This window comes from Paenibacillus sp. FSL E2-8871 (genome assembly GCF_038000345.1).
In the GTDB taxonomy this organism is placed as follows: domain Bacteria; phylum Bacillota; class Bacilli; order Paenibacillales; family Paenibacillaceae; genus Paenibacillus_AQ.
In genome coordinates, this window is sequence record NZ_JBBOBV010000001.1 from 6,761,696 (window position 1) to 6,782,537 (window position 20,842).

General features: G+C 44.1%; 18 protein-coding genes. 15 read left to right on the forward strand and 3 right to left on the reverse strand.

Going from position 1 to position 20,842, the window contains the following annotated elements; genetic code table 11:
* The first annotated feature begins 266 nt into the window (after nucleotides 1–266).
* On the forward strand, nucleotides 267–1,685 hold the full coding sequence (gene pyk, locus NYE25_RS30235; RefSeq protein ID WP_042186514.1) for a pyruvate kinase: 1,419 nt from the start codon (nucleotides 267–269) through the stop codon (nucleotides 1,683–1,685).
* 118 nt (nucleotides 1,686–1,803) lie between these two features.
* On the opposite strand, the gene NYE25_RS30240 is transcribed toward pyk, so the two are convergent.
* Nucleotides 1,804–2,499: a G1 family glutamic endopeptidase gene (locus NYE25_RS30240; protein WP_341147601.1), complete on the reverse strand. Its 696-nt coding sequence runs from the start codon at nucleotides 2,497–2,499 to the stop codon at nucleotides 1,804–1,806.
* A 109-nt stretch (nucleotides 2,500–2,608) separates the two neighbouring features.
* Here NYE25_RS30240 and NYE25_RS30245 point away from each other — a divergent pair, with 109 nt between their 5' ends.
* Genes NYE25_RS30245 through NYE25_RS30255 form a run of 3 tightly spaced genes read left to right on the forward strand, consistent with a single transcriptional unit; the run spans nucleotide 2,609 to nucleotide 4,750 of the window.
* Nucleotides 2,609–3,790, forward strand: a complete 1,182-nt coding sequence (locus NYE25_RS30245; protein ID WP_341147602.1) for an MFS transporter — start codon at nucleotides 2,609–2,611, stop codon at nucleotides 3,788–3,790.
* Between the two features lie 37 nt (nucleotides 3,791–3,827).
* Nucleotides 3,828–4,355 carry an acyl-CoA thioesterase gene (locus NYE25_RS30250; protein WP_042186522.1) on the forward strand — a complete coding sequence of 176 codons (528 nt, stop codon included), beginning with the start codon at nucleotides 3,828–3,830 and terminating at the stop codon, nucleotides 4,353–4,355.
* On the forward strand, nucleotides 4,352–4,750 hold the full coding sequence (locus NYE25_RS30255; RefSeq protein WP_042186523.1) for an FxsA family protein: 399 nt from the start codon (nucleotides 4,352–4,354) through the stop codon (nucleotides 4,748–4,750). The genes NYE25_RS30250 and NYE25_RS30255 overlap by 4 nt, the downstream gene beginning before the upstream one ends.
* 91 nt (nucleotides 4,751–4,841) lie before the next feature.
* On the opposite strand, the gene ytvI is transcribed toward NYE25_RS30255, so the two are convergent.
* Nucleotides 4,842–5,957: a sporulation integral membrane protein YtvI gene (ytvI, locus tag NYE25_RS30260; RefSeq protein WP_076283318.1), complete on the reverse strand. Its 1,116-nt coding sequence runs from the start codon at nucleotides 5,955–5,957 to the stop codon at nucleotides 4,842–4,844.
* 395 nt (nucleotides 5,958–6,352) lie between these two features.
* Between ytvI and NYE25_RS30265 the strand changes: the two genes are divergently transcribed.
* The 6 genes from NYE25_RS30265 to NYE25_RS30290 all read left to right on the forward strand — a co-directional run bounded on the left by NYE25_RS30265 (nucleotide 6,353) and on the right by NYE25_RS30290 (nucleotide 14,095).
* Nucleotides 6,353–7,465: a citrate/2-methylcitrate synthase gene (locus NYE25_RS30265; protein ID WP_042186527.1), complete on the forward strand. Its 1,113-nt coding sequence runs from the start codon at nucleotides 6,353–6,355 to the stop codon at nucleotides 7,463–7,465.
* A 251-nt stretch (nucleotides 7,466–7,716) separates the two neighbouring features.
* Entirely contained in the window at nucleotides 7,717–9,012 is a 1,296-nt protein-coding gene (icd, locus tag NYE25_RS30270) for an NADP-dependent isocitrate dehydrogenase (RefSeq protein WP_042125986.1), read from the forward strand.
* 56 nt (nucleotides 9,013–9,068) lie between these two features.
* Nucleotides 9,069–10,010, forward strand: coding sequence for a malate dehydrogenase (mdh, locus tag NYE25_RS30275; protein WP_341061637.1), 942 nt, complete (start codon nucleotides 9,069–9,071; stop codon nucleotides 10,008–10,010).
* Nucleotides 10,011–10,183: 173 nt separating this feature from the next.
* A complete protein-coding gene (locus tag NYE25_RS30280; protein ID WP_042125989.1) occupies nucleotides 10,184–10,612 on the forward strand; it encodes a hypothetical protein in 429 nt (142 codons plus the stop codon).
* Between the two features lie 190 nt (nucleotides 10,613–10,802).
* Entirely contained in the window at nucleotides 10,803–13,001 is a 2,199-nt protein-coding gene (locus NYE25_RS30285) for an S-layer homology domain-containing protein (RefSeq protein WP_341147603.1), read from the forward strand.
* 224 nt (nucleotides 13,002–13,225) lie between these two features.
* A complete protein-coding gene (locus NYE25_RS30290; protein WP_042186532.1) occupies nucleotides 13,226–14,095 on the forward strand; it encodes an SDR family oxidoreductase in 870 nt (289 codons plus the stop codon).
* Nucleotides 14,096–14,183: 88 nt separating this feature from the next.
* On the opposite strand, the gene yfbR is transcribed toward NYE25_RS30290, so the two are convergent.
* The gene (gene yfbR, locus NYE25_RS30295; protein ID WP_341147604.1) at nucleotides 14,184–14,789 is read right to left on the reverse strand and encodes a 5'-deoxynucleotidase; all 606 of its coding nucleotides are present in this window, start codon (nucleotides 14,787–14,789) and stop codon (nucleotides 14,184–14,186) included.
* A gap of 102 nt (nucleotides 14,790–14,891) precedes the next feature.
* On the opposite strand from yfbR, the gene NYE25_RS30300 reads away from it, so the two are divergent.
* The 5 genes from NYE25_RS30300 to pstB all read left to right on the forward strand — a co-directional run bounded on the left by NYE25_RS30300 (nucleotide 14,892) and on the right by pstB (nucleotide 20,808).
* Complete coding sequence (locus tag NYE25_RS30300) at nucleotides 14,892–16,454, forward strand: fumarate hydratase (RefSeq protein ID WP_341147809.1); 1,563 nt, start codon at nucleotides 14,892–14,894, stop codon at nucleotides 16,452–16,454.
* A 197-nt stretch (nucleotides 16,455–16,651) separates the two neighbouring features.
* Nucleotides 16,652–17,038 (forward strand): VOC family protein, encoded by a 387-nt coding sequence (locus tag NYE25_RS30305; protein WP_339269977.1) that lies wholly within the window; start codon nucleotides 16,652–16,654, stop codon nucleotides 17,036–17,038.
* 180 nt (nucleotides 17,039–17,218) lie between these two features.
* Nucleotides 17,219–19,015, forward strand: a complete 1,797-nt coding sequence (gene pnpS, locus NYE25_RS30310; RefSeq protein ID WP_076300910.1) for a two-component system histidine kinase PnpS — start codon at nucleotides 17,219–17,221, stop codon at nucleotides 19,013–19,015.
* 109 nt (nucleotides 19,016–19,124) lie between these two features.
* Nucleotides 19,125–19,853: a response regulator transcription factor gene (locus NYE25_RS30315; protein WP_042125998.1), complete on the forward strand. Its 729-nt coding sequence runs from the start codon at nucleotides 19,125–19,127 to the stop codon at nucleotides 19,851–19,853.
* Between the two features lie 199 nt (nucleotides 19,854–20,052).
* Nucleotides 20,053–20,808, forward strand: a complete 756-nt coding sequence (pstB, locus tag NYE25_RS30320; protein ID WP_042186541.1) for a phosphate ABC transporter ATP-binding protein PstB — start codon at nucleotides 20,053–20,055, stop codon at nucleotides 20,806–20,808.
* The last annotated feature ends 34 nt before the right edge of the window (nucleotides 20,809–20,842 follow it).

A 20,842-nucleotide genomic window follows, 5' to 3' on the forward strand; every position in this document is an offset into this window, starting at 1 on the left:
TAAATTATACATTTTATTGGAATTAAAATAATCTCGACACAATGCCGGGATTATTTTAATTTTTTTTGTGCGTTCAGATAATTCGAGCTCAAATTACATCTAAAAGAGCCTACAACATTGATTTTGTGTCTAAGTTGCAGTAATATTCATAAGGGCGTAGTTAAAGGCACATGTGACAAAGTTCCTATTTAATTAGTTAGCCTTGTAGTAGATTTTGTAGTTGGAAAAAGTGAGACAGAGAGAACGAAAAAACGGAGGAAAACCTAATGCGGAAAAGTAAAATTGTATGTACGATCGGACCTGCGAGTGAATCGTTGGAGAATATCAAAAAATTGATTTTGGCTGGTATGAATGTGGCCCGTTTGAATTTCTCCCACGGCGATTTTGAAGAGCATGGTGCTCGGATTAAAACGATCCGTCAAGCATCTAAGGAACTGAACAAAACTGTTGCTATCCTGCTCGATACAAAAGGACCGGAGATTCGCACAGGCAAGTTGGAAGTAGAACCGATTGAACTAGTTCAGGACGAGTACCTGACACTAACTACGGAAGAAATCCTTGGCACCCAAGAACGTATTTCCATCACGTACAGCGAGCTTCCTAATGATGTTCAAGTAGGCTCCACCATCCTTATTGATGACGGTCTGATTGGTTTGACAGTTGTCGACATTCAAGGAACTGAAATCAAGACCCGTATTGTAAACGGTGGTACGATCAAGAGCAAGAAGGGCGTTAACGTACCAGGAGTAAACATCTCCTTGCCGGGTATTACGGAAAAAGACACCAACGATATTCTTTTTGGTATCGAACAGGACATCGATTTTATCGCCGCTTCCTTCGTTCGCAAAGCTAGCGACGTTCAGGAAATTCGTGAGCTGCTTTCGAAAAACAACGCTTCTCACATTCAAATCATTTCCAAAATCGAAAACCAACAAGGTGTTGACAACCTTGATGAAATTTTAGAAGCTTCCGATGGCCTGATGGTTGCTCGTGGTGACCTTGGTGTTGAAATTCCAGCTGAAGATGTACCTTTGGCTCAAAAATTGATGATTCAAAAATGTAACGTTGCTGGCAAACCAGTAATCACAGCTACACAAATGCTGGATTCAATGCAACGTAACCCACGTCCTACTCGCGCTGAAGCAAGTGACGTAGCAAACGCTATTTTCGACGGAACAGATGCAATCATGCTTTCCGGAGAAACTGCTGCTGGTAAATATCCAGTAGAATCCGTTCTTACAATGTCCCGTATTGCTGAGAAAGCGGAGTCCGCTCTGGATCACCGTGAAATTTTCTCGAAACAACAAACTTTACAAGAAACTACAGTTACAGAAGCTATCAGCCAATCCGTTGCAATTTCCGCTTTGGATCTGAACGCTAAGGCTATTCTTTCTTCGACTGTTACAGGTCATACTGCACGCGTTGTTTCCAAATACCGTCCTAAAGCACCAATCATTGCTGTTACGACACAAGAAAGAACTATGCGTCAATTGTCCCTCGTTTGGGGCGTAACGCCAGTATTCGGTAAAGTAGCTACTTCCACAGATGAATTGCTTGAAACAGCAATCCAAGGTGGTAAGGATTCCGGTCTGGTTCAAGCTGGCGACCTAGTTGTGATTACTGCAGGAATTCCACTTGGACGTTCCGGTTCCACTAACTTGGTAAAAGTAAGCACAATCGAGTAGTACTCGACTGTGCTTTGCCTGATTCGTAGATTTTACGCAAAATATAAGAGCTGTCTCAGATGTAGTGAAAATCTACAAATGAGACAGCTCTTTTTTTTTGCTGAATCCATTTATGCTGTTAGTATATACGTTTGACGCTAAAAGAGTCCCCTCGAGGGCTTGGACTGGAAGGAACCGCAACGGTGGTGTTATTCTGGACCATGATCCCTCCATTAGAAAGAGTTAACCTAGGTCGTTTTCCATTGATTCGGCAGCAGTTGAAGCAGGTAGTGCCCACGCGGGCCAGCTTTGCGATGGAACCATCGACCTCAGGAGCCTCCATAATCCATTCGCCGGAGGTCTGCGGACCAGTATATCGCTGAAGCGTTCGGAAGGTCCAATTTCGGCTTAAATTCCGGAGTGTGATAGACCACTTCGTGTGGCTTATTTTTGTGATAGTACCCTTCATATGATCTCCGGGGTATACTGGAAAAGGGATTACGGTCTCGACGTCGGGTAGTATTTCCCACCAGGCGTAATAACGGGCAATCCCATTTACGAATTCATGACCTGTTCCCGTCTGAATAAGGTTGCTGTTCTTGAAGCCGTCGATGCCAATCCATGCGGAGGAATAGGTGGATTTGTGGGTTGGTCTTACGTATGGGACGGTCCATTCACCGGAAATGCGATTGAAAGCGCCTTTTCTACCAGTAACAGTGTAGCCACTCCAGTTCTTAGATGACCAGCCAAAGGCAGAGCTTTGTCTATTGCTCGCATTAGATTTGTCTGTTAGACAAGGATGATTTACCATGAGAGAGTTATATTTTATGCTCAACTTGTCCACCGCCTTTATAGTACTGCTATATTAAATGCGATGATTACATATGAAGTACGGGTGTTCTGTTAAAATATAAAAATATAAAGTTGGAGGACTCATAGTACAAATGGAAAAATTATCGAAGCTGCGCGGCTTTTATCTATTTTTAGGATTGGCCGGCGGTTCATTTGGCTCTTATCTTTCGCTGCTGCTGGTCCATAATGGACTTAATAGTGGACAGATAGGTATACTAATGGCAACAGGCACACTAGTTGCAATCACCATTCAGCCGATGTGGGGGATTATCTCTGATCGGTATAATCAGACGCGTTTAGTACTAATCCTAAGTGTGGCGGTTCCGGCCTTACTAGCTGTCTTTTATCGTTCGGAATATTTCATTGTACTTCTTCTGGTGTATACGTGCTCAACGATCTTCTCCTCTACACAGGCTCCTATAGCCGATTCTTACGCGATCTCGGCGGCGAATAGAGCTGGAGCCACTTACGGTAGCATCCGGCTTATGATGAGCATTGGAGCGGCTCTGGGAGCTTATGCAGGAGGGGTGTACGCATCTACCTTCTCTGTATCCACGATATGGCTACCTTTTCTCTTTTTTAATCTGATTGCAGTCCTTATTGCGTTTACATTGCCGAAGCAGGCGGAAGAGAATCATATGATGAGGCAATCGTTTACTCAGGGGGTAAGACAACTGCTGGGAAATCGGGTCTTCCTTGCGTTTTTGGGTGGCAGCTTTCTTGTGAACCAGACGATGGCTGCTTTTGGTACATACTTTGTAATTGCTTTTCAATCGGTTGGAGGGTCTACACGCTATGCAGGGATTGCGCTCTTTCTCGCATCGGTGACGAATGTGCCTTCCATGCTGTTTGCTTCTAAGGTGATTAAGAGGTTGGGTCGTGAGCGGACCTTGCTCCTTGGGGCTCTTATTTATGTTTTGCGGTGGGGTATTCAGGTTGCCTTTCCTTATCCATCGGTAATGATCGGAGTGCAAGTGCTGCATGGTCTTTCATTTGGGTTCTTTTATATTGCTGCAGTCGAATATGTATCTCAGATCACGTCTAACGAGATGCAGGCCACTGGCCAAAGTGTATTTAATATGGTGTTTGCAGGTTTTTCTGGCATTGTCGGTAATTTACTGAATGGATTCTTGCTCAATCAAGGCGGGGTAGAAGTAATGAATCTGTCTTGTATGTTGAGCTCTATCGCAGGAGCAATGCTGCTGTTCTATGTTGCCAGAAGCTCTCGGCGCAAATTATCGACGACGCTATCTTCAGGCGGGGCCCAGGCTTAACGCTTCCTTGCTGCTATGCTGAAAGGAGTATTTATAGATGGAATTAGAACGAGCTGGCTTGCCCAGCCGATGGTATAAGTCGACCCTGCGTGTTCGCTATCAGGAAAGTGATCAGATGGGTGTCGTGTATCATGCGAATTATTTGAACTGGTTTGAGTCTGGTCGTACGGAGATGTTTCGTCAGGTTGGTTTTACTTATCGCGAACTTGAGAAACAAGGCGTCTTACTTCCTGTCACCTCAGCAGATTTGCAATTTAAAAGTCCGGCGCGATATGATGATCTTATCTCCGTGTATGCGCGAATGACTACCTTCTCAGCGTTACGAGTCGTATTTGAGTATCAAGTGCGGAGGCTTTCGGAAGAAGAAGGTGGAAATTCAGAAGATTTATTGGCTACTCTAGGGGAGTTGCGGTCGATGGATCCACCTGGGGAGCTGCTGGTTACCGGCACGACAAGTCATGTTTGGGTGAACCAGGAATGGAGGCCTGCTAGGCTGGATAGAGCCCTTCCAGAGCTCTTTCACGCAATAAAAGAGGCGCTGCGGGAAGAAGGGGGTTCAGTATGATTAGAAGCAAATGGTTATGGGCTGGACTATTTATTATTCCTGCTGTGGAATTATTCGGTTTTATCTACGTAGCAGATCAACTTGGAGCATTTAAAACGTTGCTGCTTATGCTGACCACTTCAGTAATCGGTCTACTAATGATGCGATTTGAAGGTAAGAAAGTGCTGCAGGACAGCAGAACACATATGCAGGAGGGCCGCGTTCCTGGTCGGACGATGCTGGATGGTTTATGTATTTTTTTCGGAGGATTGCTACTGATATTGCCGGGTTTCGTAACCGATATTGTCGGTTTCACGTTAGTATTTCCATTAACTCGGCCTTTGTACCGTATATTTTTGCTGAAGTGGATTGAGAAGAAGATGAAGAATGGCACCTTCACCTTTTACCGTCGTTAGTATACTTTTTACAACAATAACAGAGCGGACCCCTGTCATTGCTGAAGGGACCGCTCTGTTTGCTATTTTACGAATTGATGATTATCGGTTCCTATCTTAATCTGCCGCTAACAATGTAGCTGTGCAAAGCTCGGAATACGCCCGCTCGGTTAAAGGCAACAAGGACTACTAGGACAACGGGTCCGATGATCAGCCCTAGCATACCGAACAACTGCAGACCGGCGAACATGCCAATCAACATGGCAAGGGGATCGAGTCCGATGCTGCTGGCGAGCACTTTCGGCTCAAGCACCTGCCGGGTAATAAGAATAACAGCGTAAAGTATGGATAGTCCTATCCCTAGTGCCAAATTGTCCGTCATATAAGAATATAACGCCCAAGGCAGCATCACAATTCCCACACCGAGATAAGGCAATAGATCCACAAAGCCAATCATTAAGCCGATAGCAAATGCAGACTTCACACCCAGCAGCAACAGCCCGATTACTACAATGATCGCTGTGATGGAGATCAGGATGACCTGTGCGCGAAGATAACCGAAGAGCGCCCTGCGTAAATCTCTCCAGATATCTGACACAGGCTTTAGGAATACTGTCGGCAGCCAGCCTGTAAGTTTATCATTATGACGCTCCCAACTCGTACTAATGAAAAAGGCAGCAAGGACAACCACGATAAGAATCGTACCCATACTAGGAAGTGCGGAGATCAGTTTCAATATTACATTAAAAAATCCCGTGACCACTTGGGTGACTGCGTAACCTACAGTTTCCGTTGTTCTGCTGATATTGCTGTCAATCGTAGCATGATAGTCAGGATTATCTCGGTAGAATTGATTAATCTGGTTGATGATGTTCTGAATGCTTGCATTCTGGCTTAAGGACATCAGAAGATCCTTCCATTGGTCGGTGTGGAGATTAAAGGTTTGCAGCAAGACGATTAATTCTTTTACGAGTCTTGTAATCATCGCGGTTAAGACTAGTGTGATTCCGCCTATATAAAATAGCAGTGCAAGTGATACCGCAAGCCAGCTGGGTAATTTAAAGCCTTTAAGAATAAGTACTAATGGATGCATGATATATGCGAGCAGCCAAGCGAGCAACAGGGGGTATAACAGCGGAAGTAATAAATAGATTGCGAGCAGGAGGATGGAAGTTGCCAGAACGACCCACAGGCCGCGCAGCAGTCTTTTTAATACCAAACGATCCATACCGAGACCACACCTTCTTCATTCCTGCATAGACAGGGGAATAAGAGCTCGTCTTCATATATATTCATAGGATCGATTTAAAGACTAGAATGCGGGATAAATATTAGAATGGGCCGGAATCTCTAAACTGAAATGAAAAAATTGAATCAGAGGATTAGAAGTTTTTTTCTATCTCTCTGATAAAATCATTTGATGCGCTCCAAAGCTTCCACATTGTTCACATAACCGACAAAATCCAGTATGATGAATAAAGATACGAAGCATGTTGGTCATACAGCATTCCTGACGGAAATGTTCTTACACGCACTTATTAGATTTTTTAATGCTTTGAATTGGAAATGTTTTCATGGAACTAAGATTGTTTTTATACCTTGTTGGCAAAGGAGAGATATGCTATGACAGCTACCAAAGGCTTGGAAGGTATCGTTGCAACAACTTCATCCATTAGTTCTATTGTGGATGGTGTACTCACTTACCGCGGTTATGATATTGATGAACTTGCAGAACATGCTACCTTCGAAGAAACAGCTTATTTGTTATGGTTCGGCAGTCTGCCGACGGTGCCAGAGCTGGAAGCGCTCAAGCGGGATCTTAGTGCCTTCGCACAGATTCCTGAACAGGTAATCGAGCAAATGAAGCTCTATCCAAAAGACGCCAACACCATGGCAGCATTGCGGTCGGCTGTATCAAGCCTTGCTCTCTATGATGAAGCGGCTGACGATATGAGCAGAGAAGCGAACGAGATTAAGGCGGTAAAACTGCAGGCACAACTCCCAACAATTGTGGCGGCACTGTCGCGTATTCGCAAGGGGCTTGAACCAGTGGCTCCGAAAGAAGGCGTTTCTATTGCTGAGAACTTCCTGTATATGCTGTGGGGAAAAGAGCCGGACAGCGTATCTGTCAAAGCACTTGATACCGCACTTGTTCTTCATGCGGACCATGAGCTGAATGCTTCAACTTTTGCTGGCCGGGTTACAGTTGCGACATTATCCGATATTTATTCTGGGGTCACCTCCGCTATTGGTGCGCTCAAAGGCCCGCTTCACGGTGGGGCGAATGAAGCAGTTATGAAGATGCTAGAGGAGATCGGAAGTTTGGAAGCGGTTGAACCGTTTATCCGTAAGAAACTGGATAACCGTGAGAAAATCATGGGCTTCGGTCATCGAGTATATAAGAATGGTGATCCACGTGCAAAACATTTGATGAAAATGTCGCTGGAGCTTGGCACGATGAAAAATGACACCACCCTTTACGACATGTCTGTAAATATTGAACAATTGATTACCGGGCAAAAGGGATTAAGACCGAATGTTGATTTCTATTCGGCTTCTGTTTATACACAGCTAGGCATAGATCGTGAACTGTTCACTCCTATTTTTGCAATTAGCCGGACTTCAGGTTGGACTGCGCATATTCTGGAGCAATATACAGATAACCGCATTATTCGTCCACGTGCAGAATACACGGGTATGGTTGAACAGAAATACGTTCCAGTAGACGAAAGATAGAAGAGCAGCCTTGCGGGCTGCTCCTAAAGTTTAGTAGAATGAACCCTAGCAATAGTGTTTTAAATTTTTGATTTTAATGATGATGAGAGTTTTGTTCAAATATAAGAAAGTATAAGTTTCACACGATACTTTATGTCTTATATTTCTCGCTTAAACACTTACCGTCCTTATAAGGACGCCGAAGGCGTTTATGCTTGGATGCTTGTCAATGCTATTTAAATCCCACAAAACTTTAGGAGGAATACACTCAAATGTTGAAACTAGAAAAATTCGATCTACCTACAGAAGGCGAACAAATCACGATTAAAGAAGGAAAACTACAAGTTCCGAATAATCCAATCATTCCTTTTATCGAGGGTGACGGCACAGGCCGTGATATTTGGAAAGCTTCCAAGCGCGTACTTGATGCAGCAGTAACTAAAGCTTATGGTGGCACTAAGCAAATCGCTTGGTACGAAGTATTTGCTGGCGAAAAAGCTTTCAATACATATGGTGAATGGTTGCCAAATGATACGTTGGAAGCAATCCGCGAATATTTTGTGGCGATCAAGGGACCACTTACTACTCCAATCGGAGGCGGTATTCGTTCATTGAATGTAGCTTTGCGTCAAGAATTGGATTTGTACGTATGTCTGCGTCCAGTTCGTTATTTCCAAGGTGTTCCTTCTCCTGTTAAACGTCCTGAGCTGGTGGATATGGTTATTTTCCGTGAGAATACAGAGGATATCTATGCAGGGATTGAATATCAAGAAGGCTCTGCTGAAGTGAAGAAAGTCATCGAATTCCTGCAAAAAGAAATGGGAGTTAACAAAATCCGTTTCCCTGAAACTTCTGGTATTGGTATCAAACCGGTATCCTCCGAAGGTTCGAAGCGCTTGGTGCGCGCTGCAATTGAATATGCGATCAAGCACGGACGTAAGAGCGTAACGCTTGTTCACAAAGGAAACATCATGAAGTTCACTGAAGGTGCCTTCAAAAACTGGGGTTATGAAGTAGCTGAGCAAGAGTTCGGAGATAAGGTCTTCACGTGGAGTCAATATGATGTGATTAAGGAACGTGACGGTGAGGCTGCCGCTAATGCTGCTCAGAAGGATGCTGAAGCTGCTGGCAAAATCATTATCAAGGATGCAATTGCGGATATCGCGCTGCAACAAGTTCTGACTCGTCCAACTGATTTCGATGTTATTGCTACGTTGAACCTGAACGGGGATTACCTGTCCGACGCACTGGCTGCACAAATCGGCGGCATCGGCATCGCTCCTGGAGCGAACATTAACTACATTACTGGCCACGCCATCTTTGAAGCTACCCATGGTACAGCTCCTAAATATGCAGACAAAGACGTTGTGAATCCTGGTTCTGTTATTCTGTCCGGCGTAATGCTCTTGGAGCACTTGGGCTGGCAGGAAGCAGCGGACCTGATTTATAAAGGTATGGAAACTGCTATCAACAATAAGACCGTGACTTATGACTTTGCCCGTCTGATGGAAGGTGCAACTGAGCTGAAATGCTCCGCATTTGCAGACGAAATTATTAACCACCTATAGGTTAGATTAGCCAGATAACATTAGCCTTACCTTTATCATTTCTAGGAGGCGAATCTGTGGCGATCAAGCGTTATAAAATTACAGTGGTAGGTGCCGGTTTTACCGGCGCTACTACAGCTCTTATGTTAGCTCAAAAGGAACTTGGAGACGTTGTGCTGCTCGATATTCCACAAATGGAGAACCCAACCAAGGGTAAGGCGCTTGACATGCAAGAAGCAGGTCCTGTGCAGAGATTCGACAGTCATATTATAGGAACCTCAAGTTATGAAGATGCTGTAGATTCTGATATTGTAATAATCACTGCAGGGATTGCCCGTAAACCTGGAATGAGCCGCGACGATCTTGTGAATATCAATGCAGGGATTGTAAAGTCGGTATGCGAGAACGTAAGAGATGTAGCACCGGAATCCATCGTAATTATTTTGAGTAATCCGGTAGATGCGATGACTTATGCTGCATTTGAAGCGTTAGGCTTTCCGAAAAACCGCGTAATTGGACAATCCGGCGTGCTGGATACAGCGCGTTACTGCACTTTTATTGCGCAAGAGCTGAACGTATCCGTTGAAGATGTACGTGGTTTCGTAATAGGCGGACACGGCAATGATATGGTACCGCTCGTTCGTTATTCTAGTGTCGGAGGCATTCCAATCGATACATTGATTCCTGCGGATCGTATCGAGGAGATTGTGAAGCGTACACGTGTGGGTGGCGGGGAAATCGTTGACCTTTTAGGAAATGGTAGTGCGTATTATGCTCCTGCAGCCTCTTTAGTTCAGATGACGGAAGCGATCTTGAAGGATAAGAAACGGATCATTCCGGTTATTGCCTTGCTTGAAGGCGAATATGGTTATGACAATCTGTTTCTGGGCGTTCCAGCTCTTCTTGGTGCGAATGGGATTGAGAAGATCTTTGAACTGGAGCTTACGGCTGAGGAGAAAGCGGCTTTAGATAAGTCCGCAGAGTCCGTACGTAACGTAACAGCAATATTATCTGTGTAGATTGTGTCAGATGAAAGGGGAGGGTCCTTAAGGCTGTGAAATGGCTTAAGGGCGCTCTCTTTTTTTATATCAACAACTTCAAAGAATGGACACCTAAGTTGCTTTTCTTATTCTAATATTATGGGTATAATTATATGTAACTATTATCACAGTTAAATTGGAGGAGATATGATATGGATTGGAACGTTTTGTTTTTCTTACATATGATCGGGACGCTGGCACTAGGATTTTACCTTGTACTGCCTTTCATCATCGGTCGTGCTGAAAAATTGTCGCCTGCAGCAAAAGAAGGTACGTTAAGTGCAGTTACTGGATTTAACCGCTTTGCACAGTACGGTTTAGTGATTCAACTACTTACAGGTGGTTACATGATGACCAAAGGTGATTATTCTGTAGCATGGATGATCATTATCGTTGTATTGTTGCTAGCAATGTTTGCGCTTGGTGGTATTATGAGCAAGCCTCTGCGTCTTGCTGCTGCTGGAATTCGTGAGAACCGTGATGTCAAAGCAGAAACAGGCAAATTGCGTACGCTTAGTGCGCTACTGTCCGTGTCATTGCTGCTGATGGTATTCTTCATGGTATTTAACGATATTATTTAATCTGTAGCACTATGAGCCCGCTTCCGTAAAGGAGAGCGGGTTTTTTTGTGTGTTGAGAATATCACAGTAGTTATTTCCTAGAGAAAAAAACGTTTTCAATTACGTAGTAATAGAGTAATATAAAAATGTTTATGCGATTGGTTTAAAATTACAATTATTTTATTATCTGAGGGATTACGGGGGAGTTTGGATGGGTCTGAAGTTAAGAAGGATTGTGAGTGTAAGCTTGGGTCTCAGTTTAGTATTTAGTTCGTTGGGTTCCGTATCCGCAGCAGCAGATAGCTCGGTTAAAGACTATGAGGGTCACTGGGCGCAGCAGCAGATCGAAAGCTGGTTAGAGAAGGGCTGGTTAAAAGGATTTGAAGATGGATCGGTAAAGCCTAATCAAAGCATTTCGAGAGCTGAATTTGCTGCCCTTGTGAATCGTTTCTTCGAGATCACAAAGATTCAACCAGTGAAATTTACTGATTTGCCTGCAAGCGGCTGGGTGTATGAGGAATTCTCCAAGGCAGTTACGCAAGGTTACATAAAGGGCTATGGCGATAAGGTTCGCCCAAATGATCCTGTTACCCGCCAGGAGGTTGCGGTAATAATCAGTAAGCTGCTGAAATTGGAAGATCCAGACCCTGTCGTATTGGATCAATTCAAAGATCGGGACCAGATAGCGTCATGGAGTGAGAGCAAGGTAGCGGGAATGGTGAATCTAGGAGCAATGAAAGGATATCCTAACGGGAATTTTGCTCCATTGCAAGCTATGACCCGGGCTGAAGCAGTAGCTATATTGGAATCCTTGAATACACCAATGGGTGGTGGATTTCATATCACGCAGTCAGGAGTTTTTGGCAGCAAAGACCCTGCTCACCTAACGGGTTATGAGAGTGTAACAGTGAGTACTTATGGGGTTAACCTTCAGAATGCTGTTATATACGGGGATTTGCTTTTGGATGAAGGCATTGGAGAAGGTGAAGTATCACTAGATAATGTAACTGTAAAAGGAAAAGTCTTTGTTAAGGGTGGAGGTGTTGATTCTATACACTTCAAGAATTCTATCATAGAGCAAGTAGTCGTTCAGAGAAAAGGCGGAGTTGTTCGTCTTGTAACTGAAGGAGCAACCCAAATCAAGAGTATATTTGTACAGACTGGAGCAATTCTTAATCTAGGCCAAGGTACTACTGTGAGTAAGGTTATTCTGGATGCACTCACAAAGGTAACTGGACAAGGTCAGCTATTATCTGCAACAGTGAACGATGGGGCTAAAGGGTCTTCGTTTGAGAAAAAGCCCGATCTGTTAGAGGGATCTCAGAAGGATTCCATCACTATGCCTACTCCCACCGTTACACCTACTGTAGGAGCGGCTGCTGGCGGTTCGAGCGGTGGTGGAGGCGGTAGTAGTGGCGGGGAAACACCAACAACCACACCAACACCAACACCAACACCAACACCAACACCAACACCAACGCCTGCGGTGAATGTTCCCGAAGTGAACGGCATAACTTTAGTACAGGAGGCTGTATATAAATACACGAATGCAGCTACTATTACAATTAAGATGACTGGATTATCACACGAAATATTTAGCAAAATTGATCACGCAGAGTATTATTTCACTACCGTTCCTGAAGAAGCATTAGATTGGGAAAAAGAACGTGAGAGCTTCCCTGTATCTCCCTTAATTAGTTTTCCAATCTACTCAGAGCATGTAAAGGATTACATGACGATAATTTTATTTGATAAGAATGGTGCACCCATTGGCTATAAGACAATAAAATTGGATCTTAATGTGAAATATACTACTCTTGATATGTCAATGGTAACTAAATATAGTGAAGGTGTAAACATTACAGGAGCGAGCAATTCGCAATACATTCAAAATAGCATCTCGATAGCTAGTGCATTTGTTCAGCAACATCCTGAAGTGAAGTACTTTACTACAACCCCAAATACAGCTTTCTATATGTTGGACCCTACTAAGGATTTTAATGTAGAACATATTTCATCTACGGTAGCGTATCTTAATGAGGTTTCTAAAAGTTATAGCGCTGTTGAGTATTCGTATGAAAGTTTTGATTACGATGAATCACCATTTTATACTCAACCGAATTTTGAAGAGGAATATATGGTTCTTCTATATGACTCGGAGTTAAAGGTGTTGGGTTACTATCAGGGAAAGACTAACTTAACCGACCAACAGAAAGCAAATAATGTGGGTTTTAAGATTGGCGAGCTTCCTGCTGTAGATTTGTTAGTATTGAATGATGAGGCAGCTGTAAACTGGGTGTATGACAGATATATCAAGCTAACTGACGATCAAAAGAATCTGATTGCGGGAGATCTTATAACTAAAATTGTAGAGCTTAAGGCAAAATTGCTTCTTCTGAAGCAAAGCTAAATTACGATAAGGACTGTTCCACATCGCCATTTCATGGCTTAGGGGACAGTCCTTATTTGCGTTCAAATGAACTTCAGGGTGTTTGATTCTCTCTGCCATGTGGTAAGTAACTTTTCATACAGCAATTTAAAAAAAATGATAAAGCCGGCGTATAAACGTATACGCTTGAGCCATCCTAAGACGATCAGTTAACTATCAATTACTTAACGAGAGGAGCTAGGATTATGTCAAACGACAAGCAAGCTACGAAAACCTTACCCCCGCAAGAACAGCATCATCAACCAGGAATTGAGAGCGAAATGAAGCCGTTGCCCAAATATGAGCCGGCTAATTATAAGGCGGCAGGTAAATTGCAGGGCAAGGCGGCACTTATTACTGGAGGAGACAGCGGGATCGGACGGGCAGTGGCTGTTCTTTTTGCAAAAGAAGGCGCCGATGTAGTTATATCATATCTGAATGAACACTCTGATGCAGAGGAAACGAAACGCCAGGTGGAGCAGGAAGGTCGCAAATGCATTCTGATTCCAGGAGATATTGGTGTGGAAACCTTCTGTAAAGATCTCATTAAACAGACGGTAGAGGGCCTCGGGAAACTGGATATTCTCATCAATAACGCGGCGGAGCAACACCCACAAGCTAAGATCGAGGATATTACGTCCGAGCAGCTAGAGCGAACATTCCGTACGAACATTTTTGCAATGTTTTATTTGACCAAAGCGGCTATGCCTCATCTAAAAGCAGGATCTGCTATCATTAATACGACTTCGATTACCGCTTATCGTGGTAGTCCACAATTACTGGACTATTCGTCAACGAAAGGAGCCATTCTGAGCTTCACGCGTTCCTTATCTACGAATCTGGCAGAGAAAGGCATTCGGGTAAATGGCGTTGCTCCGGGTCCAATTTGGACACCGCTTATTCCATCTACTTTTGATGCAAAACAGGTTAGTGAGTTCGGCGGTACGCAGCCTATGAAGCGACCGGGACAACCGGAGGAGCTGGCCCCAGCTTATGTATATCTAGCCTCCGACGATTCGAGTTATGTGACCGGACAGGTCATCCATGTAAACGGTGGCGAGGTCGTAAACGGGTAGATGCTCAGCCAACCAAACCTAGATACTTATATAAAAAGCTCTAATTCAGGGTTAGCCGAATTAGAGCTTTTTGTATTGATCTTGGGATTTAGTTTCCAGCAGACAGCTCATCGAGCGACATTTCAAAGCTCGGAGCCATATGCGTGAGGAAATAATCTACTTCCTGTAAGCCGAGTCCGCGTAGCTTCGCACCTGTCTGCTCTTTCGCCGCTGCGAATTCACGGTTGCCCGCAGCAACCTCCCAGACACACTTTAGGTAAGCATCCAGTCGATCGGCTGCCTTAACGTAGCTGTGCAGGAGAACGTCCTCCGAATCGGGAGAACTGTCTTCTGGCTGCATGAGCTGCGTGTAAATGCCCTGAAGCTCAAGAGGAATCATACCGGTCAAGCGTTCCGCAGCAATTCTTTCCATTTCGCGGAAGCTGGTAAGTAGCCGAGGATTATTGTATTTCACTGGTGTCGCAATGTCACCCGTGAACACTTCGCTGGCATCATGGAACAGGGCCATAGTTGCTGCTCTTTCAGCGTTTAATGAACGTCCATAATGAATATTACCAATGGAACAGAGCATATGTGTGAGCAGAGCTACATGGAAAGAATGCTCAGCAACGTTCTCAGGTGCGGTGCTGCGCATTAGGCTCCAGCGCTGAATATATTGAAGCCGATATAAATAGGCGGAAAAATGGTAGTTCAATTTTAAAGTAACCCCTTTCATGAGCTGCTAGGTATGATATTATTATACTAATTGTATCAGACTTTTGATAATCTGGATCTGCTGAGAGGAGCTTGAATGAATATGCAGCATTTTGAAGACAGCATTTATAATCTAATTGTTGAAACGTCCACGAACTTGCCAGGTGATGTACGCCGGGCGGTCGCCAAGGGTCGCGCACTAGAGGACAGAGCTACCCGGTCAGGTCTTGCGTTAACTACGATTGCTCAAAATATCGGAATGGCTGAGCAGCAAGTATCACCGATCTGTCAGGATACGGGAATGCCTACATTTATCATTCACACACCTGTGGGAATAAATCAGATTGAGATGAAAAAAGATATTCACAACGCCATTGTACGGGCGACCAAGAATGGTAAGCTTCGCCCAAATTCTGTAGATTCATTGACAGGTGAGAACAGCGGAGATAATTTGGGAGCAGGTACACCGGTCATTCATTTTGAACAATGGGAAGAGGAAAAAATAGATGTCAGACTGATTCTGAAGGGTGGCGGCTGCGAGAATAAGAATATTCAATACAGCCTTCCAGCAGAATTAGAAGGATTGGGCAAGGCAGGCCGTGATCTGGACGGAATTCGTAAATGTATTTTACATGCTGTTTATCAGGCACAAGGGCAAGGCTGTAGCGCTGGTTTTATTGGTGTTGGTATCGGCGGCGACCGCACAACTGGCTATGAGCTGGCTAAGAAGCAGCTGTTCCGCAAAGTGGAGGATGTTAATCCAATAGAGGATCTCAGCAAACTGGAAGACTACATCATGGAGAATGCCAATAAGTTGGGTATTGGAACGATGGGCTTTGGTGGGGAAGTTTCGCTGCTTGGTTGTAAGGTCGGCGTTATGAATCGTTTGCCAGCCAGCTTTTTCGTATCTGTTGCCTACAACTGTTGGGCTTTCCGTCGCCAAGGTGTGCTGGTTGATCCGTCAACAGGCAATATAGAGGACTGGTTGTACGAGAGTGGTACAGGGATTTCGGTTGATGATGGACGGGACCAGGCGTCGGAAACGGAAGTGGCAGATGCAGGTGAAGACAATGCAGCTACTGGATCTCGCGAAGTCCACCTGACTACACCGATTAGTGAAGAGGATATCCGTAGTTTACGAGTTGGGGATGTAGTGATTTTATCCGGTGAAATGCATACGGGCCGCGACGCACTTCATAAATATCTAATGGATCATGAGGCTCCGGTGGATTTGAACGGTGCAGTTATCTATCACTGTGGTCCTGTAATGATGAAGGACGAGGAAGGCTGGTATGTTAAAGCAGCGGGTCCGACTACTAGTATCCGTGAAGAGCCCTATCAAGGCGATATTATCAAAAAATTTGGAATTCGTGCCGTTATCGGAAAAGGTGGAATGGGTCCAAAAACGTTAAAAGCACTTCAGGAGCACGGAGGCGTATATCTCAATGCGATTGGTGGCGCTGCACAGTATTATGCGGAATGCATCAAGAAGGTAAATGCTGTTGATTTTATGGAATTTGGCATTCCTGAAGCAATGTGGCATTTGGATGTGGATGGTTTCGCTGCTATTGTAACGATGGATGCCCATGGTAACAGTCTGCACGCAGATGTAGAGAAAGATTCCGCAGCAAAATTAACTCAGTTTAAAGAACCTGTATTTAAATAAGTCGGGTACAGTCCGGTGAATTAGTCATAAAGTGGGGACATCCGCTGCTATGGCTTTTTCTCCGGTTTTATCGAAAATATAAGAATTTATATGTTCCACGCTATAATTTATCCTTATATTCCTCGTATAATCACTTAGCGTCCATATAGATAGGGACGCCGAAGGTGTTTATGCCTGTCTAAAGGGGAGGTTTACGAATGGTACCACATTATATTAGAAATGGTCTTCTTAACGTTACTCCGTATTTTATCGTGGCTGGTGCAGATCAATTGATTGATTTTGTTGTGAACTGCTTTGATGCAAGAATTAATGATATGCTGCGGAATGATGAAGGCAAGATTAGACATGCAGAACTTAGAATAGGAGATTCGATCATCGAGGTTTCCGAGGCTAATGAGAAATATTCACCAGTACAGCTCGCTATTCATCTATATGTAAGAAATGTGGATGAGACCTTTCGTAAGTGCTTGGATGCCGGGGCATCCATCATTGAAGAACCATTGGATAAGCCTTATGGAGAAAGAGGAGCGGGTATTAGAGATGCTCAGGGCAATCAGTGGTTTCTTGCAACCTGTATAGAATGAAATCACGATATTTTACAAAAGTAATACAAAGTAACAGTCCAGAGATAATCAACTTGGACTGTTATTTTTATATAATCTATTATAGTAGGGATCTATGTCACGAAAATAGTAGCACTGGTTTTTTGATGAAAATGAAGTTAGGATAAAAGATACAATGAAAAAGGGAGAGGCACACTTCAGATGAAACCGTTTCGCGCTCGTCTTACGTTTATACTTATGGCCTTAATCGGTATTTCCATGATTGGCACTGGATTTACGATGGCTCATCTGTTTAAGAGCTCCCATATAGCTGCTCTCGAAGAGAACATGTCCCGGGAAATAAATCTACTCGCAGGCACATTGGAATTTGTAGATATGAACGCCACCAATGCCATTCCGTATTATACGGAGCAGGCAGAGCATGTCGCCGAGCTTCTAGATTCCCGGATTACTTTTATCAGTAAGTCAGGTGAAGTTTTAGGGGATTCAGAGAAAAATCCTCTGGAGATGGACAATCACGCCAATCGTGAAGAGGAGATTGTTGCGGCTAAAGAGGGGACTGGACGAGCCATTCGTTACAGCGAAACTTTAGATCGCGAGATGTTATATGTAGCTGAGCGGGTGACCTCAGATCATGGTTTTGACGGTTACATTCGGGTCTCGATGGGACTGGATGCAGTAACGGAAGGGCTTAACCGTGCTTGGATGATTATGGCTGGGGGGTTAGTTGTTTTGTTCCTGGCAGCAACTATTGTCAGCTACAAAGTGGCATCGAGCATGACTTCACCGCTTGAACAAATCACGAGAGTCGCGCGGCGTATTACAGATCTTGATTATGATGCAAGAGTCCATTTGAAGCGTAAAGATGAGGTCGGGCAGCTGGCGACAGCGATAAATGCCATGGCTGACAGTCTTCAAGCTCAGCTTAAGACTATTCGTGATAATGAGGATCTGCTGCAAAGCGTACTGGACAATATGACTGGCGGCATCATAATGATCAATGCGGACGAAGAAATTGCCTTGCTGAACCGAGCCTCAGAGCGGATGCTGGATGTTAGCAACAGTGAAATGGCGGGTCATTCGTACAAGGAGCTAAAGCGTCATTATGAGTTAACACGTCTGCTTGAAGAAGGGGTATCGAATAAAGAACCGCTCCATGAAGAACGAAGTATTTACAATCCGAGAGAGCGGATTGTACGTATGGACGCAGTACCTATGATCCAGGATGGGACGTATAGAGGCATGCTCTTCCTGCTGCAGGAAGTAACAGAGATTCGTCGCCTGGAGCGGATGCGAAGTGAATTTGTCGCTAACGTATCCCATGAATTGAAGACGCCGGTTGCCGCTGTTAAAGGATTTGCCGAGACCTTGCTGGGTGGTGGGGTTAAGGATGAGAAGACAGCCCGTTCCTTCTTGCAAATTATTTATGATGAGAACGAACGCTTAAATCGATTGATTGGAGATATTCTGGAATTATCTAAAATCGAATCTAAACGTGTGCAGCTCGATTGCTCACCTGTTCATATCATTGAATTCTTTGATTCCGTGCTGGGAACCATTAGCAAAGTGGCTGAGAAGAAAAGTATTAGTCTTAACGTAGAGGTTCCTGAGGAGCTGTTCATTGAGGCCGATGAAGATAAACTACGTCAAATTTTTATGAATCTGCTCTCCAATGCGATTAATTACACGCATGAAGGGGGTAGCGTAAAAGTCTACGTTAAGAATATACTGAAGCCAGATGGTTCAGAGAATGTCCAATTTACCGTTACCGATACAGGGATGGGGATTCCCAAAAAGGATCTGCCGCGCATTTTCGAACGTTTTTATCGAGTGGATAAAGCAAGATCAAGAAGTTCCGGTGGAACGGGGCTGGGACTGTCTATTGTGAAGCACTTGATAGATCTGCACCATGGTGTGATTTCGGTTAAAAGTGATCTGGGGATCGGAAGTTCATTTATTATTGAGTTGCCGCTCTTGCAGGAAGAAAAGGTGGATTAGATTTTTGTAAATTCATCTTATTGATTTTACACCAAGTTAACATTGTGGTGATATGATTGTTTTGTTGTTGCTTTGTAAAAATCAAACTATATGGAAGACGGGGGAACCTATGGCTCAACGATTGCTTGTCATTGAAGACGAACCGACACTGGCCCGGCTGCTGTCCTATAACTTAACGCAGGAAGGTTACGAGGTAACAGTAGAGGATCATGGTACGGCAGGATATGATCGTGCGACGAGGGAACCTTTTGACTTGATCGTATTAGATCTGATGTTGCCAGGTATGAATGGCATTGACATCCTTGATAAATTGCGTGGACAAGGTATCCGAACACCTATTATTGTGTTGACCGCTAAAAATGCGGAAGAAGATGTAGTTAGAGGGCTGAAATCAGGTGCTGATGATTATATAACTAAACCATTCGGCGTCTCTGAACTGCTCGCTAGAGTAAGTGCTGTACTTCGGAGGATTTCTGGACTTGCTGAGGAAGCACCGACAGAAACACCTATCTCTGCTTCTACCATTATCTTAGGTCAATTAGAGATTTACCCTGAGAGATATGAAGTCTCCCTCGGTGGTCATAGTATTAATTTACGGCCTAAAGAGTTCGAAGTGCTATTATATTTGGCTCGTAAGCCAGGGGTTGTGTTGACGAGAGATGATCTCATGAATGCTGTATGGGGCTTTGATTATATTGGTGGGCAGCGTACGGTGGACGTGCATGTGAGTTCACTTCGTAAAAAGCTTGAGCTCGATCCAGAATCCGTTCATATCGATTCGATTCGAGGCGTAGGCTATAAATTAGTGGTTAATAAAAAAAGAGCTCCGGTCATTTAGAGTGACTGGAGTTCTATTTTTTCTATACTTTTCATAAATAAGAAATGCTCGGAGTACTAGTTGGCTTCTGGGGAAATACTGTGATGTGGACCCATTCATCTCACTGATTTTACATTGCGTTAACATTTCTCTCCAACTGTATTTACACTAAAAGCTTATCATGGAGATCGAAGATGATGAGAAGGAGACGTAAACACTAATGAAATCCATCATTGACATAGAGAATCTTGATCTCTACTATGAGTCGTTCCACGCACTGAAGAATGTGAATCTGCAAATCCCGGAGAAACAGGTTACCGCTTTTATTGGACCTTCCGGTTGCGGGAAATCCACGTTGCTTCGCACATTGAATCGTATGAATGATATGATTCCTGGCACACGTATAGAAGGAACTGTAAACATCGGTGGCAAAAATATTTATAGTGATGAGGTAGAGGTGGAAAGCCTGCGTAAGCAGGTCGGTATGGTGTTTCAACAGCCGAATCCTTTTCCTAAGTCGATTTACGACAATGTAGCTTACGGTCCCCGTTTACACGGCATCCGTTCCAAAAGTGAACTGGATGAGATCGTAGAAAAAAGCTTGCGTCACTCCGCCCTATGGGAGGAAGTGAAAGATTTTCTGAAGAAATCTGCCCTTAGCTTGTCTGGTGGACAGCAGCAGCGGCTTTGTATTGCTAGAGCGCTAGCGGTACAGCCGGATATTCTGCTAATGGATGAGGCAACCTCTGCGCTCGACCCTGTATCCACTCTCAAGATAGAAGAGCTTGTTCAGGAACTAAGAAGTGAGTATACCATTGTTATGGTAACTCATAACATGCATCAGGCCGCACGTGTATCCGGTCGAACCGTGTTTTTCTTAAATGGTGTAATTGTAGAGGCGGCGGACACAGAGGTGCTTTTCTCGAACCCTAAAGATTCCCGCACTGAAGATTATATTTCCGGACGTTTCGGCTGATCAGATTTAAAAGGGTGTTCGTCCCTGGAAATGG

What these genes read in the sequence shown, in the direction of transcription:
- ytvI (WP_076283318.1), bottom strand. Translation starts at nt 5,957, where the DNA reads ATGGATCGTTTGGTATTAAAAAGACTGCTGCGCGGCCTGTGGGTCGTT.
- NYE25_RS30255 (WP_042186523.1), top strand. Translation starts at nt 4,352, where the DNA reads ATGATTAGAAGCAAATGGTTATGGGCTGGACTATTTATTATTCCTGCT.
- NYE25_RS30245 (WP_341147602.1), top strand. Translation starts at nt 2,609, where the DNA reads ATGGAAAAATTATCGAAGCTGCGCGGCTTTTATCTATTTTTAGGATTG.
- pyk (WP_042186514.1), top strand. Translation starts at nt 267, where the DNA reads ATGCGGAAAAGTAAAATTGTATGTACGATCGGACCTGCGAGTGAATCG.
- NYE25_RS30265 (WP_042186527.1), top strand. Translation starts at nt 6,353, where the DNA reads ATGACAGCTACCAAAGGCTTGGAAGGTATCGTTGCAACAACTTCATCC.
- pnpS (WP_076300910.1), top strand. Translation starts at nt 17,219, where the DNA reads ATGAAACCGTTTCGCGCTCGTCTTACGTTTATACTTATGGCCTTAATC.
- NYE25_RS30315 (WP_042125998.1), top strand. Translation starts at nt 19,125, where the DNA reads ATGGCTCAACGATTGCTTGTCATTGAAGACGAACCGACACTGGCCCGG.
- NYE25_RS30280 (WP_042125989.1), top strand. Translation starts at nt 10,184, where the DNA reads ATGGATTGGAACGTTTTGTTTTTCTTACATATGATCGGGACGCTGGCA.
- NYE25_RS30300 (WP_341147809.1), top strand. Translation starts at nt 14,892, where the DNA reads ATGCAGCATTTTGAAGACAGCATTTATAATCTAATTGTTGAAACGTCC.
- pstB (WP_042186541.1), top strand. Translation starts at nt 20,053, where the DNA reads ATGAAATCCATCATTGACATAGAGAATCTTGATCTCTACTATGAGTCG.
- icd (WP_042125986.1), top strand. Translation starts at nt 7,717, where the DNA reads ATGTTGAAACTAGAAAAATTCGATCTACCTACAGAAGGCGAACAAATC.
- NYE25_RS30290 (WP_042186532.1), top strand. Translation starts at nt 13,226, where the DNA reads ATGTCAAACGACAAGCAAGCTACGAAAACCTTACCCCCGCAAGAACAG.
- NYE25_RS30250 (WP_042186522.1), top strand. Translation starts at nt 3,828, where the DNA reads ATGGAATTAGAACGAGCTGGCTTGCCCAGCCGATGGTATAAGTCGACC.
- NYE25_RS30285 (WP_341147603.1), top strand. Translation starts at nt 10,803, where the DNA reads ATGGGTCTGAAGTTAAGAAGGATTGTGAGTGTAAGCTTGGGTCTCAGT.
- NYE25_RS30305 (WP_339269977.1), top strand. Translation starts at nt 16,652, where the DNA reads ATGGTACCACATTATATTAGAAATGGTCTTCTTAACGTTACTCCGTAT.